Here is a 17,405-nt window from a genome sequence, read left to right on the forward strand (position 1 = left end):
CGCTTTCCGGCATACTCATCACGAAAAATACTGCTGTAACAGCGGCGTGTCATTATCCTGATTGGCTGGCGGCATGTTGCCGATAGATTTGGTACGGAACGGAATGACCTGTTCGCGACCATCGACCTTCACAATCTGATAGAACTGCGGCAGGTTGAAGTTGATGAAACTGGAGCCGTAAGTGAAACGGTCGTGCGATGACGAGTAGAAGCGGCTGACGTCACGCACCAGCTCCTCTTTGCTACCTTCGCAGTGGTGATACACCTCAACCCGATTGCTTTCATCGAGAATGTAGATATTAAAACCGTTCTCATCATGCGTTTCTTCGAAGAAGAACTGGATTATCCCTTCGCTGGCAAAGCCATCCACTACTGCCGGTAATTTGACGTGATTGGTCTCAACCTGCACTGACAAACCATGCAGTTTGTTATGCGAAATAGCGCCATAAAACTCGATAGCATTTTCCAGTTTCTGCACAGACACATTCAGGCGTTCGAAGAACAAGCCCCAGGTTTGACCAGAAACACGCAGCGCCTTGAAGCGCCCGGTTTCCTGGCGAGTGCTGGAAAGACGCAGTTCGATACACTCAGAAACCAGTTGCTGTACACGGGTACGGATTAATCCGCGCAGATGCTGGCTATAACAGAAGACTTCTACGCTATCCGGCGGCGCGGCGTCCTGATGCATTTTGCCAAGAATGGTTTTCAGGGCTTCAATCATCGACTGCTCGCCGTTGAAATGTAGCGTACGCACTTCATTCCACGAGTTGCGATACAACAGATCAACACTACCCACCAGGCATTTTTGCTCTTCGCCAAAGCTGAAGACATCCAGCTTACGGAAATCGAAATGTACTACCTGGTTACGAAACGCTGTCGTCGGGTCATATTCCAGGTTGACGATAATCGCCAGATGGCGGATCTCACAGGGGCTGTAGAGCGCCTTCGGCGTCGGCGCAGGTAAACGCAACGGGAAATGGTGCGACACATCAGCCACCATCTCCTGCAACTTAGGCAGATCGACAATGCCGTTGCCTTTAATAAACAGATGCGTCCGTGATGTCAGCAAGCCATTAAACCACGCCCAGGCCACCAGCTTATTCAGATAGCGGTTATATTCCAGCGGCTGATGACTGATGATCGACTCGATTGTCGGCGCACGGTTATACAGATACCAACCTGAACGGTTGGCACGACCCGGCGGCACATAAATAAAGGTCAGGTTTGGCTCGGAAAGATCCGGTGAAATCTGCGGGTTTACCAGCGTCACTTTCCCCGGTAATGCTTCAAACGCAGCGTACAGTTTACGCGTCAGTACGCCGATATCCTGCGGGCTGGCGGAAACGCTAAGGTTATTGCGACGGGCAAAGCGGATCAGATTACGGTAGCTCTGCATCATCGCATCAAGCAACTCGTTGTGCGCTTCACGCACCTGATCAATCTTCCAGTTGGCGCGATTATCGAGCATCGCCAGACGGGCTTCGTCCCATCCCCACTCTTTGACCAGTTGGCTTAATACTTCACGACGCCAGCCTACACAAGCGCGTTCGCGACTGAGTTTTTCGCACACTTTTAAATAGAAGCAGCGACGCACTAAATCCAGACGGGTGAAATCTTCAATTGCCGTCAGATATTCAGTAACGCGCTCCAGCATCATGCAGTAAGGATCGAGACCAAATGACACTATTTCGCCATCGTGCAAACGCTGTTTGATATCTTTCGCCAGCAGGCGTGGGTCTGGATATTCCCAAGAATAAGCTTCCAGCAGCAGTGTTTTCAGCACCGCTTTGTACGGAGAATCGATGCTTTTGTAGAGTTGCCAAAGGCTGGCGCCAAAGTACTCTTCAGCGGAAAGTGAACTTAAGCCACCGAGATCCAGCCATTCATTAGGCGTGAGCACGCCCTGCGCGTAGAGCGTCATTACGTAGTCATCGTAATGCTCCTCTTCGTCGCACGGCACCATATTCCACAGAATACGCTTACCAGCGAGACGCACGGCGGTACGATAAAATTCGTCAAGCAGCAGTATATGCTGGGTAGAGCCACAATCTTCGCCCCCCAGACTACCACTTTCATTATGGCGGAAACGGTTTTCATCAATCAGGAAGAAGCTGACTTCCACGCCCAGCGAGGCGGCCCAACTTTCCAGCAGGCTGCATTTACGTTGTAGTAACTGGCGCTCTTCGCTATCGAGCCAGGATTGATGGCAGACCCAGATATCCAGGTCGGAGGAACAGCTTTGCCCTATAGACGAGGTGCTGCCCATGGTGTATACGCCAGTAATCGGAAGCTCGCCTTTTGGCGGATCCTGTACTGACATTCCACGATACAGTTCCAGTTCGTTTAGGTAGTGGCGTTGGGTTTCATCAGGCGTGTAAAGGCAAATGCCTCTGGGAACATTACCATCAAGGTAACCCGGCATTAGCGGATGGTGATAGTGCAACAATGTCGGCAGCAGACTGTAGACCTGTTGGAATGCAGGCCCCATAGCAGCAAGCGCGCGATCCACGCGCAATTGATTTATGGCATCCAGTCTCTGTTTCAGAGTCTCAATATAGAGGTACAAGACGTATCGCCTGATTTGCTACCCGTCATATCTGTGATTCCGCCAACATCAACGGAAACACGCGGCATTCGGGATATTTCGTATGTCAAAGGTAACCGTACCACTTTCCGCGCCTGGTTTTTTTAGTTTCACGACGAAAAAATGGTCTAAAACGTGATCAATTTAACACCTTGCCGGTTGACCGTAAAGAAAGATGCGCTACATACAAGTGTAGCACCGTTTATTCTCTGTAAATTCCGTATTACGACGGCTTGAAGCGCCTGTCAGGAACCAGCGCCTGGCTACATTTTACGTTTTGCACAGGCATCGACGTTTCACCACAACACTGACATCGCTCCGGCAAGGATGTTAGGATGGATCATGGATGATAATGACGGTAACAAGCATGTTAGACAATGTTTTAAGAATTGCCACACGCCAAAGCCCACTTGCACTCTGGCAGGCACATTATGTCAAAGACAAATTGATGGCGAGCCATCCAGGGCTGGTGGTTGAACTGGTGCCGATGGTAACGCGCGGCGATGTGATTCTTGATACGCCGCTGGCGAAGGTTGGCGGAAAAGGCTTATTTGTGAAAGAGCTGGAGGTCGCGCTCCTGGAAAACCGTGCCGATATCGCCGTGCATTCAATGAAAGATGTGCCGGTTGAATTTCCGCAAGGTCTGGGACTGGTCACCATTTGCGAGCGCGAAGATCCTCGCGATGCCTTTGTTTCCAATAACTATGACAGTCTGGATGCGTTACCCGCAGGCAGCATCGTCGGAACTTCCAGCTTACGCCGCCAGTGCCAACTGGCTGAACGCCGTCCGGATCTCATTATCCGTTCTCTGCGCGGCAATGTCGGTACTCGTCTGAGTAAACTGGATAATGGCGAATACGATGCCATTATTCTTGCCGTAGCTGGCTTAAAACGTTTAGGACTGGAGTCTCGCATTCGTGCTGCGCTGCCGCCTGAAATTTCTCTTCCGGCAGTAGGACAAGGTGCTGTAGGCATTGAATGCCGCCTTGATGATTCGCGCACCCGCGAGGTACTCGCCGCGCTGAATCACCACGAAACTGCGCTACGCGTCACCGCCGAACGCTCCATGAATACCCGCCTCGAAGGCGGTTGTCAGGTGCCGATTGGTAGCTATGCCGAACTTATCAATGGCGAAATCTGGCTGCGTGCGCTGGTTGGCGCACCGGACGGTTCGCAGATTATTCGCGGTGAGCGCCGTGGTTCGCCGCAGGATGCCGAGCAAATGGGCATTTCGCTGGCGGAAGAGCTACTGAATAACGGCGCGCGCGAGATCCTCGCCGAAGTCTACAGCGGAGATGCGCCAGCATGAGTATCCTGGTCACCCGCCCATCTCCCGCAGGAGAAGAGTTAGTGAGCCGTCTGCGCGCACTGGGACAGGTGGCCTGGCATTTTCCGCTGATTGAGTTTTCTCCGGGTCGGCAACTGCCACAACTTGCCGACCAGTTGGCGGCACTGAGCGAAGGCGATCTGGTATTTGCCCTTTCGCAACATGCCGTTGCTTTTGCACAGTCACAGCTGCATCAGCAAGGTCTCAAGTGGCCCGCCCTACCCGATTATTTCGCCATTGGTCGCACTACCGCACTGGCGCTGCATACCGTGAGCGGACACGAAGTTCGTTATCCGCAGGATCGGGAAATCAGCGAAGTCTTGCTACAATTACCTGAATTACAAAATATTGCAGGCAAACGTGCGCTAATTTTACGTGGCAACGGCGGTCGTGAGCTGATCGGGGATACCCTGACGGCACGCGGTGCTGAAGTCATTTTTTGCGAATGTTATCAACGATGCGCCATTCATTACGATGGTGCAGAAGAAGCGATGCGCTGGCAGTCTCGCGAAGTGACAACTGTCGTTGTTACCAGCGGTGAAATGCTGCAACAGCTCTGGTCGCTGATTCCACGATGGTATCGTGAGCACTGGTTACTACGCTGTCGACTACTGGTCGTCAGCGAGCGTCTGGCGAAACTCGCCCGGGAACTGGGCTGGCAAGATATTAAGGTCGCCGATAACGCAGACAACGATGCGCTTTTACGGGCATTACAATAACTCTCATAACAGGAAGCCATAATGACGGAACAAGAAAAAACCTCCGCCGTGGTTGAAGAGACCAGGGAGGTCGTGGACACCACGCCACAATCTGTCACAGTAGAAAAAAAGAGTAATAACAGTACTGCTCTAATTTTAAGTGCGGTGGCTATCGCTATTGCTCTGGCTGCAGGTGTCGGTTTGTATGGCTGGGGTAAACAACAGGCCGTCAGTCAGACGGCCACCAGCGATGTTCTGGCTAACCAACTCGCGGCTCTGCAAAAAGCCCAGGAGAGCCAAAAAACCGAGCTGGAAAGCATCATAAAACAACAGGCTACGCAGTTAGAGCAAGCAAATCGTCAGCAGGAAACGCTGGCCAAAAAGCTGGATGAAGTTCAACAAAAGGTCGCCACTATTTCAGGTAGTGACGCCAAAACCTGGCTGCTGGCGCAGGCTGATTTCCTGGTGAAGCTCGCCGGACGTAAATTGTGGAGCGATCAGGACGTCACTACCGCTGCGGCATTGCTGAAAAGCGCAGACGCCAGTCTGGCGGATATGAATGACCCGAGTCTGATTACCGTTCGCCGGGCAATTACCGATGATATTGCCAGCCTTTCTGCGGTCTCGCAGGTAGATTATGACGGCATCATCCTCAAGCTGAATCAGCTTTCTAATCAGGTTGATAACCTGCGTCTGGCCGATAATGACAGTGACGGTTCGCCGATGGATTCCGATGGTGAAGAGCTTTCCAGCTCCATCAGCGAATGGCGCATCAACCTGCAAAAAAGCTGGCAGAACTTTATGGACAACTTCATTACGATTCGCCGTCGTGATGACACCGCCGTACCGCTGTTAGCGCCGAATCAGGATATCTATCTGCGCGAAAATATTCGCTCTCGCCTGCTGGTCGCTGCACAAGCTGTGCCACGTCATCAGCAAGAGACTTACCGCCAGGCGCTGGAGAACGTCTCCACCTGGGTACGTGCTTACTACGATACTGACGATGCCACCACCAAAGCGTTCCTCGACGAGGTGGATCAGTTAAGTCAGCAAAATATCTCGATGGATCTCCCGGAAACCCTGCAAAGCCAGGCAATGCTGGAAAAACTGATGCAGACTCGCGTGCGCAATCTGCTGGCGCAACCAGTAACACCAGTAGCGGAGGCTGCACCTGCACCGCAAGCTGATACACCGGCAGCCGCGCCGCAAGGAGAATAACCATGCTAAAAGTGTTATTGCTCTTTGTGTTGCTGATTGCAGGCATCGTCGTCGGCCCAATGATTGCCGGACACCAGGGTTACGTGCTGATCCAAACGGATAACTACAATATCGAAACCAGCGTCACGGGACTGGCAATCATTTTGATTCTGGCGATGGTGGTGCTGTTTGCTATCGAATGGTTACTGCGACGGATTTTCCGCACAGGCGCACACACTCGCGGTTGGTTTGTCGGCCGTAAGCGTCGCCGCGCGCGTAAACAGACCGAGCAGGCGCTGCTGAAACTGGCGGAAGGCGATTATCAGCAAGTCGAAAAGCTGATGGCGAAAAATGCCGATCATGCTGAGCAACCCGTAGTGAACTATTTGCTGGCTGCCGAAGCCGCGCAACAGCGTGGTGATGAATCGCGCGCCAATCAGCATCTGGAACGCGCGGCAGAACTGGCGGGCAATGATACTATTCCGGTAGAAATCGCCCGCGTTCGCCTGCAACTGGCGCGTAATGAAAACCATGCGGCACGCCACGGCGTGGATAAGTTGTTGGAAGTAACGCCACGCCATCCAGAAGTATTACGTCTGGCTGAACAGGCTTATATCCGCACGGGCGCATGGAGTTCGCTACTGGACATCATCCCATCAATGGCGAAAGCCCACGTTAGCGATGAAGAACACCGCGCAGCACTGGAACAACAGGCATGGATTGGCCTGATGGATCAGGCGCGGGCTGATGACGGTAGTGAAGGCTTGCGTAACTGGTGGAAAAATCAAAGCCGGAAAACGCGTCATCAGGTGGCGTTGCAGGTGGCAATGGCGGAACACCTTATTGAATGTGATGACCATGACACCGCCCAGCAAATTATCATCGACGGCCTGAAACACCAGTATGACGATCGTTTGCTGCTGCCGATCCCACGCCTGAAAACCAATAATCCAGAACAACTGGAAAAAGTGCTGCGCCAACAGATCAAAAACGTGGGCGACCGTCCGCTGTTATGGAGCACATTGGGTCAGTCGCTGATGAAGCATGGCGAATGGCAGGAAGCATCCCTCGCCTTCCGCGCGGCGCTGAAACAACGCCCGGACGCTTATGATTATGCATGGCTTGCCGACGTGCTGGACAGACTGCACAAACCGGAAGAAGCCGCCGCGATGCGCCGAGACGGTTTAATGCTAACGTTACAGAATAACCCGCCGCAGTAATCCTTTCTCACCTGGAGGCACAGAGCCTCCGGACCTTTCCTGAAGGGATAAAAAAACGCCTGCTCTTATTACGGAGCAGGCGTTAAAACAGGTCTGTATGACAACAAGTGGGTGCTTCACTCAACGTTGTGTCCATGGTGTCTGATGAGGCAAAAGCGACATCTGTCAGTGGACGATAAGCACCGTAAACGGCTCTGCGTCATTCCGGAGTTTATGAGGCACTAAGGCGAACATAAGAAATGGAATGAGCATCTACTCAATCATTATGCCATACAGGACAAGGAAATAACATCCTTTAATACTTGTTATGAGATAATTCTGCACCCTGTTTTCATTCACTTGCAATAATTACATTGGTGAATGTTATCTCAAATCTGGCAGCCTTTGGTTATATACTTCATGAATAGTTAAAGTCGTTAAATAGGCAATATAAATATTAATTGAATTCAAAATCAAAATAGCATCAATAATCAATATTATATAATAAACCAGCCTTACATATCCGCCACACTGGAGGTAGGATTGAAAATGCTCTCCTGATATTCATATTTATTTCCACGGTATATAAATAATATATTTCCATAAATTATTTATATGATTATTTTATCAGGGAGAGGGATCTCAATTATCAATGCTTAATTACGTCGTCGTTTTGATGACAGGAAACCGGAGCATTTCGCATGGAAATTTCTTTTTCACCCAAACTTCTTGTTATTGCTGTTGCCACTGCTATTCCCCTTATGGCCAGTGCAGCAGATACCCCGTCAACTGCCACCGCACGCAAAGGCTTTGCCGGATACGATCACCCAAATCAATATCTGGTTAAACCGGCAACCCAAATTGCCGATAATATGATGCCGGTAATGCAGCACCCGGCGCAGGATAAAGAAACCCAGCAGAAACTGGCAGAACTTGAGAAAAAAACCGGTAAGAAACCGAACGTGGTTGTTTTCTTGCTGGACGATGTGGGCTGGATGGACGTTGGCTTTAACGGCGGCGGCGTGGCGGTGGGTAACCCAACGCCAGACATTGACGCCGTTGCCAGCCAGGGGCTGATTTTAACGTCTGCTTATTCACAACCCAGTTCTTCACCAACCCGCGCAACGATTCTCACTGGACAGTATTCCATCCACCACGGCATTTTGATGCCGCCGATGTACGGACAACCTGGCGGTCTGCAAGGGTTAACGACACTACCGCAACTGCTGCATGATCAAGGCTATGTCACTCAAGCCATCGGGAAATGGCACATGGGGGAAAACAAAGAGTCGCAGCCGCAGAACGTCGGCTTCGATGATTTCCGTGGCTTCAACTCAGTGTCCGATATGTATACCGAATGGCGCGATGTTCACGTAAATCCGGAAGTCGCCCTGAGCCCGGATCGTTCTGAATACATCAAACAATTACCGTTCAGCAAAGATGACGTTCATGCCGTGCGCGGCGGTGAGCAAAAAGCCATTGCCGACATTACGCCGAAATATATGGAAGATCTGGATCAACGCTGGATGGAATATGGCGTTAATTTCCTCGATAAAATGGCAAAAAGCGACAAACCTTTTTTCCTCTATTACGGCACTCGCGGCTGTCACTTTGATAACTACCCGAACGCAAAATATGCGGGAAGTTCTCCGGCGCGCACCTCTTACGGCGACTGTATGGTTGAGATGAACGATGTGTTCGCCAACCTGTATAAAGCACTGGAGAAAAACGGTCAGCTCGATAACACGCTGATTATCTTTACCTCCGATAATGGCCCGGAAGCCGAAGTGCCACCACACGGTCGCACACCGTTCCGTGGCTCTAAAGGTTCGACCTGGGAAGGCGGCGTCCGCGTACCGACTTTCGTGTACTGGAAAGGCATGATCCAGCCGCGTAAATCTGACGGTATTGTCGATCTGGCGGATATTTTCCCAACCGCGCTGGATCTGGCGGGTCATCCTGGGGCGAAAGTGGCAAATTTAGTGCCGAAAACCACCTTTATCGATGGCGTGGATCAGACTTCTTTCTTCCTCGGAACAAACGGTCAGTCCAATCGTAAAGCCGAGCACTATTTCCTGAATGGTCAACTTGCTGCCGTGCGTATGGATGAGTTCAAATATCATGTTCTCATTCAGCAGCCATATGCCTATACCCAGAGTGGATATCAGGGAGGATTCACCGGTACGGTAATGCAAACGGCGGGCTCTGCGGTGTTTAATCTCTATACCGATCCGCAGGAAAGCGACTCCATCGGCGTGCGACATATTCCGATGGGAGTACCGCTACAGACCGAAATGCATGCGTATATGGAGATCCTGAAAAAATATCCACCACGCGCGCAGATTAAATCTGACTAAGCCGCTACCTTTGCCGGATGCGATGCTGATGCATCTTATCCAGCCTACAGAACGCTGCAATTTATTGAATTTGCACGATCATGTAGGCACCGGCAAGCAACCGCAGCGGCCTCCAAATGGCCGCTTTTTACTTACTCACTACCATCAAATGTGCCTGCATAATATCGCTGGCCGGGCGGCCGTGCGCCAGCAAATCAGCCATTGCTTTAAGATATGGCGGTAGATGGCGGAAATAACGCTGATACCCGGCACATAAATAATTCAGCCCCGGTTTGCCGCTGGTATCGAGCATAAAGCGGTGTTTCGGGCAACCTCCCCAGCACGCTTTTAACACGTTGCAACTTCGACACTGCGCCGGCAACTGCTTAAATTTATCTTCACCGAACGCCTGCTGTTGCGGGGAATCGATCATTTCTGCAACTGTCTGCTGAAGCATATTCCCCAGTCGATATTGTGGATAAACATAGTGATCGCAGGCGTAAACATCGCCGTTGTGCTCAATAATCACCGAGCGCCCACAGGTCGGCTGATGATGGCAAACTGCGCCCGGCGCACCGACAAAATTGGCAAACGCCCATTCGATATTCATCACGAAAATCTTGCCGACGTCGCGTTTGATCCAGTGGTCGAAAATCGCCACCAGAAATTCACCAAATTCATCGGGGCGCACCGACCATTCCGTCAGTTCCCCCTGAATATCACCAGGCGCATGTAGTTTCAGTCCATCGCGGGCAGCTGTTTCATCAGCCAGGCGCTCGACCACCGGAATAAACTGGATGAATTCGACTCCCGCATCGCACAAAAAATCATAAACCTGTAACGGTTGCTGCGCGCTGGTGCGGTTGACGCAGGCCAGAACGTTATAATCAACGTGATATTTTTGCAGTAATTTAAGTGCGCGCATCACCAGCTTATGTGTTGGTCTGCCGCCTTTGGTCACGCGATATTGATTATGGATCTCAGCCGGACCATCCAGCGATAAACCGACCAGGAAATGATTTTCTGCCAGAAATGCACACCATTCATCATCGAGCAGCACGCCGTTAGTCTGGAAGCTGTTACTTACCTTCCTGCCAGCACCATATTTCGCCTGTAGCGCCACTGCACGGCGGTAAAAATCCAGCCCGAGTAACGTTGGTTCGCCGCCCTGCCAGGTAAAAGCCACTTCGTTTTGGGGTTCGCTGGCAGCAATATAGTGACGGACATACGCTTCAAGCGTGTCATCGTCCATATGCGTGACTGGCTTTTCGCGGTAAATGGATTGTTTTTCGAGATAAAAACAGTAGTCACAGTTCAGATTACAATCTGAACCGCTCGGTTTCGCCATTACGTGAAAAGCACGCGTCGGAACCTGTTGCAGCATAGTCGCTCCTTGCCTGAAGTCGTCCTTCGATGAATTTAAGGGCGAAATAATACCGTTTGGCAATGATTAACTACGGGCGTTTATTGCGAAGGGTGAGTGATGGAATGCACAGAAAACAAAAAACCCCGCCGAAGCGGGGTTCAAAATTGGTCGGCGAGAGAGGATTCGAACCTCCGACCCACTGGTCCCAAACCAGTTGCGCTACCAAGCTGCGCTACTCGCCGAAATACTGCTTTTTGAATTTTTAGTTCAATTCTTTAAAGTCGTGGTGCGAGGGGGGGGACTTGAACCCCCACGTCCGTAAGGACACTAACACCTGAAGCTAGCGCGTCTACCAATTCCGCCACCTTCGCATTGTCACAACTTCTAATAATGGGGTGGCTAATGGGATTCGAACCCACGACAACTGGAATCACAATCCAGGGCTCTACCAACTGAGCTATAGCCACCACTACAAATCTTGTTACGCGGTATTACTACCACCGCAGCTCAAGCGCCGGGACTAAATGGCGCGCCCGACAGGATTCGAACCTGAGACCTCTGCCTCCGGAGGGCAGCGCTCTATCCAGCTGAGCTACGGGCGCTTAGCGCCGTTGCGGGGGTGGATAATACGGACTTCCCACCCCTCTGTCTAGTCCCTTTTTAAATAAAATGCGCGTTTGGTTACGGTTTGTGCATTTTGCTGCTTATTCCTCCAGTTTATGCACTTTACCGTGGCGATTAAGGCCAAAAACTTTATAAATTGCCGTCACCGCCAGCATGAAGATGATGCCGACAAACAGCGACATACGGGTATCTTCATTAAAGTACATGCCGATCAAAACGCAAATCAGGAATGCCATTGTTACGTAATTGGCCCACGGGAAGAGAATGGAGCGGAACGGATGGCTGGCAATCGCCGCTTTGTGCGCACGACGAAAACGCAGCTGACTAATCAGGATCACAAACCACGGCACCATCCCCGGAAGAACGCTGGCGCTGTAGACGTAAACAAACACACGCTGTGGATTGGGGATGATGTAGTTCAGGCATGAACCAATCAACAGAATGGCTATTGATACCGCCACACCCGCAACCGGTACGCCGTGACGAGAAACTTTCGCCATCGCCGCCGGTAACTGACGGTTTTTCGCCAGCGCGTAGAGCATACGTCCGCAACTGTACATGCCACTGTTACAGCCAGAGAGTGCCGCCGTCAGCACCACAAAGTTGATAATGCCCGCCGCTGCGGTAATGCCAATTTTGGCGAAAGTCAGTACGAACGGACTACCGTTGCTGCCAATTTCATTCCACGGGAAGATGGTGACGATAACGAAAATCGCGCCTACGTAGAAAATCAGGATCCGCCACAGCACTTTGCCTACGGCACTGCGCAGCGTCACCTGCGGATTCTTCGCTTCACCGGCAGTAATGCCAATCAGCTCCACGCCCTGGTAGGACGCCACCACAATACACAGAGCGGTCAGGAACCCTTTCCAGCCACCCGCAAAGAAACCGCCATGCTCTGTGAGATTGCTAAAACCAATCGACTGTCCGCCATTGCCAAAGCCAAAGAAAATCACGCCCAGGCCAATGACAATCATCACGATAATCGTAGTGACTTTGATCATCGCGAACCAGAACTCGATTTCGCCGTACAACCGCACCGCCGCCAGATTCGCCAACGCCACCAGCGCCACCGCGATCAATGCCGGTATCCACTGCGCCATCTCCGGGAACCAGAACTGGACGTAGACGCCGATGGCGGTAATTTCTGAAATCCCCACCGCCATCCACATAAACCAGTAAGACCAGGCGGTAAGATAGCCAAAGAACGGGCTCATATAACGATGCGCGTAAACGGCGAACGAACCGGTAACCGGTTCGAGGAACAACATTTCGCCCATTGAACGCATGATAAAAAAGACGAACAGCCCGGCGATGATATAGGCCAACAATACGGATGGCCCTGCCCATTTCAGGGTACTGGCAGCCCCCATAAACAAGCCAACGCCAATGGTGCCCCCCAGGGCGATGAGTTCGATATGTCGAGCTTCCAGCCCACGCTGTAGCTCTGGTTTGTTATCTGCCATAAATCCTCGTGTTGTGTTTGCATGTTTTTCCGGTGTTACCGGTTATCGTTATGGGTACATCGAGTGTTGCGAATGTTTTCGTAATTTAGAAGAAATGGCAAATGAAGCATTAAGAATTTGAATGTTTTGTGTAATAAAACAGCAGGCAGGCGACGGAGTGACCACTCCGTCGCTTTACAGAAAGGAAAATTAGAGGTTACCGGTGTAGTGCCAGCGTAAATAGCGCAGTAAACGGAGCTGGCGTTTAATGCGGCTTGGCTGCGAAAGCAGGCGATAGAGCCACTCCAGCCCCAGTTTTTGCCAGATTTTCGGTGCGCGTTTCACATGACCAGCAAAGACATCGTAAGTCCCGCCAACGCCCATATACAGCGCATCTGGATGCACCAGACGGCAGTCACGCATGAAGATCTCCTGCTTGGGAGATCCCATCGCAACGGTGACGATTTGCGCTCCACTGGCATGAATGCGTTCAAACAGCGCCTGACGCTGCTCGGGTTTAAAATAACCATCCTGACTACCAACGATATTCACATTCCACTGGTTGCGCAATTTAGCTTCAGTTTGCGCCAGCACTTCAGGTTTACCGCCAACAAGAAATACTGGCGTCCCTTCTTTTCCTGCGCGCGCCATCAGCTCTTCCCAGAGATCGGCTCCGGCAACGCGGGAAACCTGTGCCTGTGGGTACTTTTTCCGTACCGAACGCACAACGCTAATACCATCGGCATATTTAAATTCGGCAGCGTTAATTAACTCCCTGACCTCGGCGTTATCTTCAATGGTCAGCATTTTTTCGGCATTAATGGCAACCAGCGTTCCCTGCTTAAGCTGCCCGTCAGCGAACAGATAATCGAGGGCGTGCTGCATATCACGCCAACCGATCAACGGTAAGCCACGTAGCGTATAGGTCGGTGCCGTGGTGTTGTTATTCATTGTTATCCTTCAACCCGCGTCCGGAGCGATGATTTTGTGCGTTTATGAATGAGTCCGGCGCTTTCAAAAAGCCAGTACAACAGTTTTGCGATCATCAGACATGCGCCGAAGACCACGATAAAAAAGACCACGCGTGAGACAAACGAATCCAGCCCTTCGCGCGCCAGTACAATCATATTAAAGATCGCCCCGAAGCAGAAACTGTGCAATATCGCGGCCTTATAACGATTGGTTTCGCGGTTGCCCAGCTCATACAGCCAGTCGAACCATTTAATGATCAGTCCAACTACAATCGCCCCCAGAGGAATAAACAGCGCGCCGCCCATAACAACCAGTGAACCAATAAGCGTAGGCGAGATTGCCAGGCCGGAGTGATTGTTCAGCACTTCCCAGGTGAAATAGTTGGCAGAATTCAGCACCATGCTCGGGCGTCCCGGCCACAACCAGGAAGGAATAAAGACATAGAAATCGCGGACAATCGGCGCCAGCCCCTGGAAGTCAATGTTGTCGTAGTTCTGCAACAGCAACGCCAGATTCTCCCACGGCGAGAAGGTGTCGCGGGTGAGATAGAGAAACGTATAGAACGCCTCATCGCCGCTAACGTTCATTCCATAGCGTTTAAGCGCCAGCCAGAACATGCCAACAATCCCCAGCACGCCTGCCGCCGCCAGCATCCACAACGAAATCCAGCCGCGAATAATGCCAATAAACAGGAAGATAGCGAATGCGATGATGATATTGGCGCGAGTACCGCCGACAATCATATAAGTCAGCAAGCCAAATGCGACCGTGCTGACGAGGAAAAACAGCCACGCTTTGCTGTCCTGGCGCAGAAAGTAGACCACCAGCATCGCCGGGATGAAAAAGTAAAAGAAGCGTTTTAACGCCACGCCGGAGACTTCACTGGAGAAGATCTGACTGTAGGAGTTAAGCCGGAACAGCAAAAAGCCGTTGTGCATGAAGAAGATGCCGACGCTTACCAGCGCGATGCCCATCAGGATCACCCACGTAAGATTGGTCTCCACGCGGTTCATGGTAAACAGCGGACGGCGCGGTACAACAGCAACGCGTTTGCGTAGGCGGGTTTTGTAGGTGGCATAGTAAACCGCGTAGAAACAGCCCGCAGAAAGCAACGCCTGCAACAAGATTTCTGGCGGCGCGACACCAACATCAAAGCGAAATACCAGCACGCTGGTCAGCGGGAAGCCGAAGAAAAAGGTGAGCAAAAACAGCAATGAGAAGAAGACATTGAAGTTAAAGCGCACACGGCGAAACTCAAACCAGGTCAGCGTGGCAATAAACAGCGTGCAGAGCAGCCAGACAACAAACAGGCCACTGAATTGCAGCAGACTCATGCAACCTCCCCGGCGGCAATAGCCAACGCCCGCTGCCAGCCTTGCAGATAGTTCGGGCTAAAGAAGGCAATGGTGTTTTTATCCACCGACGCCAACTGGCGCTGCGCTTCACGCACAATATCCTCGTTGAGATCGTCGGTAGTAAACAGCACCGGTAAATGCTGTTCCGTCATATCCTGCCAGAACGGATTTTCCCGGTTAAGTACGCAGGGAATGCCTGCCTGAATCAGCAAACACAGAGTACCAATGCCCTGCTGGCGGGCAAAAATAAAGTAGCCGAGATCGCACTGGCGAAGTAGCGCCAGATAGGCGTCAAAATCCAGTTTTTCGCTCAGAATTTGCAGATTTTCTTCGCTGAACAGTTTCAGTCCTGCCTGACGAACTTCGTTAATATACGCATCGTTGTTGGGCGGATATCCCATCGGCACCACCACTTTTACCGTATCGCCAAACTGCTGATGAACAGCATTTAAGGCGGCGATGTGTTCATTGCTACGATCGCCGGAGTTCCCCACCAGAATGGTCATTTTCCCTTCACGTTGCCGATCGTTCGCCATCGTATTGAGAGAAGGATCCATCCGGGTTGGGAAGTAAATCAGTTCGCCCCGCACCTTAGGATGCGTTTTAGCAAAAAAGCTCAAATCACCGCGAGTGGCAAATACGCAGCCAACTCGCTTTTGTGCCAGTCGGCGGACAGGATAGAAAAGTTTGAATTTCAGCCCGCTGGAAACCTCATAGAGATCTGCACCCCAGATATGCCAGTAAAACTGGCTGGGTTTGATACCACCACTCAGCAACGCCAGCCATAGCGCGGTGTTGAACTGACCGTGGAAGAAAAATCGCTGCTGGCGGTTAGCTTTCGCCTTTGCGATGACCGCTTCTGCCAGGGATTTTTTACCAGGGTAAAATTGCACAGAAAGCGCCGGACAGCTGTCACTTAAGCCGTCGTCCTTGCCAGCAACCATAAACTCGCGCGCGTGCTCGCTCGTCGCGGCCAGCGCGTCGTTGAAAAACCGTAGAACGGTTTGGTTATGGTGAGGGATATCCGATCCCAGTACGTGAATCAGTACAGTCATGCCCGCCTACGCCAGAGTAAAAACACGCCACAACAAAGAGAGAAATAGACGATATAAGTTGCCATATAAGCCTGCGCCGCGCCCAGAGCACCATGCGCGGGGATCAACCAGTGGGCAAATACCATCAACAAAGTGAACTGGCTGACTTCCGCCAGAATATAAAACCGCAGCGATGCTTTGGCGATCACTAGATAACCAAAGACATAAGCGCCCACTTTCAATACATCGCCTACCAACTGCCAGGCAAAGAGATCGCGCATGGCGGTAAATTTATTCGACAACAACAGCCAGATAGCAAAATCGCGCAGCAGCCAGACGGTAAAACTCGCCGCCGCCACTGCCGGTAAGACGAATTTCAGCGATTTAACCACTTCCCGGGTGATATCGCGCTTTTCCGTTAGCCGCGACAACGTGGGCAGCAAATATACGCTGAACGATGCCGTAATAAATTGCAGGTAGGCATCGGAAATACTGCTCACCCCTTGCCAGATCCCCACTTCATCCCAGCTGTATTGCGCCGCCAGCAGTTTACGCATCATGATGTAAGCAACGGGCAAGGTCACCGACGTAATCATCGCCATGAACGTGAACTTACTCAACTGCCCAGCCAGACCATTATCCCAGCTGGGTTTCAGATAGCTTAACGGGATTGCACCACGCTTAATTAACATGATGACGGCAGGAATCACCACCAGCGCAGGAATCAACGCCAGACCCAGCAACGCGCCTTCATAGTCGCCCAAACGGTAACTGACGTAATAGGCGATAACGCCAATCAAGCTGCCGACAATCAGCGATAACGCATTACCTGCGGCATCGCGAAAGCCTTTCATCAACGCCAGTAACAGGTTGCCCCAGGCGATCCCCATTTGCACCAACGCCACTAAACGCACCAGCCCTTGATAGTCGGTATTACCAAACAATCCCTGGCTGATTGGCGCAGCTGCCAGCACAAAAACCAGCGCCATCAGCGTGGAAAAGCCAAGCACCATCGCGGATGAAGTACCGACCACTCGGCGCAACTGCTGCGGATTATCATGGTACTGGGCAACGTATTTGGTTACGCCGTTAAAGATGCCCGCCCCAGCAAGCACGCCGAGCACGGTAATCAACTGGCGGAAATTTGCCGCCAGTCCCAGCCCAGCCGGACCAAATGATACCGCCAGCAACTTACCGACCAGTAATCCGGCGCCAATCTTGACCAGCGTACTGGCCGCCGTCCATAAGGACGCTTTTGCCAGCGACATA

Annotated in this window: 12 protein-coding genes and 4 tRNA genes; 5 read left to right on the top strand and 11 right to left on the bottom strand. The window is 51.6% G+C overall.

The genetic code is table 11. The features are described from left to right. Positions 1 to 18 precede the first annotated feature (18 nt). Positions 19 to 2,565, bottom strand: coding sequence for a class I adenylate cyclase (gene cyaA / locus A7589_RS10785; protein WP_000281706.1), 2,547 nt, complete (start codon positions 2,563 to 2,565; stop codon positions 19 to 21). A gap of 385 nt (positions 2,566 to 2,950) precedes the next feature. Between cyaA and hemC the strand changes: the two genes are divergently transcribed. The 5 genes from hemC (at position 2,951) to aslA (ending at position 9,361) form a co-directional block, all read left to right on the top strand. After that, complete coding sequence (hemC, locus tag A7589_RS10795; protein ID WP_010358469.1) at positions 2,951 to 3,892, top strand: hydroxymethylbilane synthase; 942 nt, start codon at positions 2,951 to 2,953, stop codon at positions 3,890 to 3,892. Beyond that, positions 3,889 to 4,629 (top strand): uroporphyrinogen-III synthase, encoded by a 741-nt coding sequence (gene hemD / locus A7589_RS10800; protein WP_000026038.1) that lies wholly within the window; start codon positions 3,889 to 3,891, stop codon positions 4,627 to 4,629. Before hemC ends, hemD begins: the two co-directional genes overlap by 4 nt. A 21-nt stretch (positions 4,630 to 4,650) precedes the next feature. Next, positions 4,651 to 5,826, top strand: coding sequence for a uroporphyrinogen-III C-methyltransferase (gene hemX, locus A7589_RS10805; protein WP_016158859.1), 1,176 nt, complete (start codon positions 4,651 to 4,653; stop codon positions 5,824 to 5,826). Between the two features lie 2 nt (positions 5,827 to 5,828). Continuing rightward, positions 5,829 to 7,025, top strand: coding sequence for a protoheme IX biogenesis protein HemY (hemY, locus tag A7589_RS10810; RefSeq protein ID WP_000921807.1), 1,197 nt, complete (start codon positions 5,829 to 5,831; stop codon positions 7,023 to 7,025). 680 nt (positions 7,026 to 7,705) lie between these two features. Then, entirely contained in the window at positions 7,706 to 9,361 is a 1,656-nt protein-coding gene (gene aslA, locus A7589_RS10815; protein ID WP_000406037.1) for an arylsulfatase AslA, read from the top strand. 127 nt (positions 9,362 to 9,488) lie between these two features. On the opposite strand, the gene A7589_RS10820 is transcribed toward aslA, so the two are convergent. The 10 genes from A7589_RS10820 to wzxE all read right to left on the bottom strand — a co-directional run bounded on the left by A7589_RS10820 (position 9,489) and on the right by wzxE (position 17,404). After that, entirely contained in the window at positions 9,489 to 10,724 is a 1,236-nt protein-coding gene (locus A7589_RS10820) for an anaerobic sulfatase maturase (RefSeq protein WP_000941501.1), read from the bottom strand. Between the two features lie 147 nt (positions 10,725 to 10,871). After that, positions 10,872 to 10,948: transfer RNA gene (locus tag A7589_RS10825), tRNA-Pro, on the bottom strand. A 42-nt stretch (positions 10,949 to 10,990) separates the two neighbouring features. Beyond that, a tRNA-Leu gene (locus A7589_RS10830) sits at positions 10,991 to 11,077 on the bottom strand. A 20-nt stretch (positions 11,078 to 11,097) separates the two neighbouring features. Further along, positions 11,098 to 11,173 (bottom strand) — tRNA-His (locus A7589_RS10835). A gap of 58 nt (positions 11,174 to 11,231) precedes the next feature. Beyond that, positions 11,232 to 11,308, bottom strand: a tRNA-Arg gene (locus A7589_RS10840). Between the two features lie 102 nt (positions 11,309 to 11,410). Continuing rightward, positions 11,411 to 12,796, bottom strand: a complete 1,386-nt coding sequence (gene thrP, locus A7589_RS10845) for a bifunctional threonine/serine APC transporter ThrP (RefSeq protein ID WP_000774732.1) — start codon at positions 12,794 to 12,796, stop codon at positions 11,411 to 11,413. A gap of 189 nt (positions 12,797 to 12,985) precedes the next feature. Further along, on the bottom strand, positions 12,986 to 13,726 hold the full coding sequence (gene wecG / locus A7589_RS10850; protein WP_001064023.1) for a lipopolysaccharide N-acetylmannosaminouronosyltransferase: 741 nt from the start codon (positions 13,724 to 13,726) through the stop codon (positions 12,986 to 12,988). A gap of 2 nt (positions 13,727 to 13,728) precedes the next feature. Further along, the gene (gene wzyE, locus A7589_RS10855; protein ID WP_000055113.1) at positions 13,729 to 15,081 is read right to left on the bottom strand and encodes an ECA oligosaccharide polymerase; all 1,353 of its coding nucleotides are present in this window, start codon (positions 15,079 to 15,081) and stop codon (positions 13,729 to 13,731) included. Then, on the bottom strand, positions 15,078 to 16,157 hold the full coding sequence (rffT, locus tag A7589_RS10860; RefSeq protein WP_000217206.1) for a TDP-N-acetylfucosamine:lipid II N-acetylfucosaminyltransferase: 1,080 nt from the start codon (positions 16,155 to 16,157) through the stop codon (positions 15,078 to 15,080). The genes wzyE and rffT overlap by 4 nt, the downstream gene beginning before the upstream one ends. Beyond that, the gene (wzxE, locus tag A7589_RS10865; RefSeq protein ID WP_000050248.1) at positions 16,154 to 17,404 is read right to left on the bottom strand and encodes a lipid III flippase WzxE; all 1,251 of its coding nucleotides are present in this window, start codon (positions 17,402 to 17,404) and stop codon (positions 16,154 to 16,156) included. Before wzxE ends, rffT begins: the two co-directional genes overlap by 4 nt. Position 17,405: the final 1 nt, after the last annotated feature.

This window comes from Escherichia sp. MOD1-EC6475 (genome assembly GCF_003046645.1).
GTDB classification, from domain to species: Bacteria; Pseudomonadota; Gammaproteobacteria; order Enterobacterales; family Enterobacteriaceae; genus Escherichia; species Escherichia ruysiae.

Bases quoted from the DNA above. Each gene is read 5' to 3' on its own strand.
- hemC (WP_010358469.1), top strand. From the start codon at position 2,951: ATGTTAGACAATGTTTTAAGAATTGCCACACGCCAAAGCCCACTTGCA.
- hemD (WP_000026038.1), top strand. From the start codon at position 3,889: ATGAGTATCCTGGTCACCCGCCCATCTCCCGCAGGAGAAGAGTTAGTG.
- hemX (WP_016158859.1), top strand. From the start codon at position 4,651: ATGACGGAACAAGAAAAAACCTCCGCCGTGGTTGAAGAGACCAGGGAG.
- hemY (WP_000921807.1), top strand. From the start codon at position 5,829: ATGCTAAAAGTGTTATTGCTCTTTGTGTTGCTGATTGCAGGCATCGTC.
- aslA (WP_000406037.1), top strand. From the start codon at position 7,706: ATGGAAATTTCTTTTTCACCCAAACTTCTTGTTATTGCTGTTGCCACT.
- A7589_RS10820 (WP_000941501.1), bottom strand. From the start codon at position 10,724: ATGCTGCAACAGGTTCCGACGCGTGCTTTTCACGTAATGGCGAAACCG.
- thrP (WP_000774732.1), bottom strand. From the start codon at position 12,796: ATGGCAGATAACAAACCAGAGCTACAGCGTGGGCTGGAAGCTCGACAT.
- wecG (WP_001064023.1), bottom strand. From the start codon at position 13,726: ATGAATAACAACACCACGGCACCGACCTATACGCTACGTGGCTTACCG.
- wzyE (WP_000055113.1), bottom strand. From the start codon at position 15,081: ATGAGTCTGCTGCAATTCAGTGGCCTGTTTGTTGTCTGGCTGCTCTGC.
- rffT (WP_000217206.1), bottom strand. From the start codon at position 16,157: ATGACTGTACTGATTCACGTACTGGGATCGGATATCCCTCACCATAAC.
- wzxE (WP_000050248.1), bottom strand. From the start codon at position 17,404: ATGTCGCTGGCAAAAGCGTCCTTATGGACGGCGGCCAGTACGCTGGTC.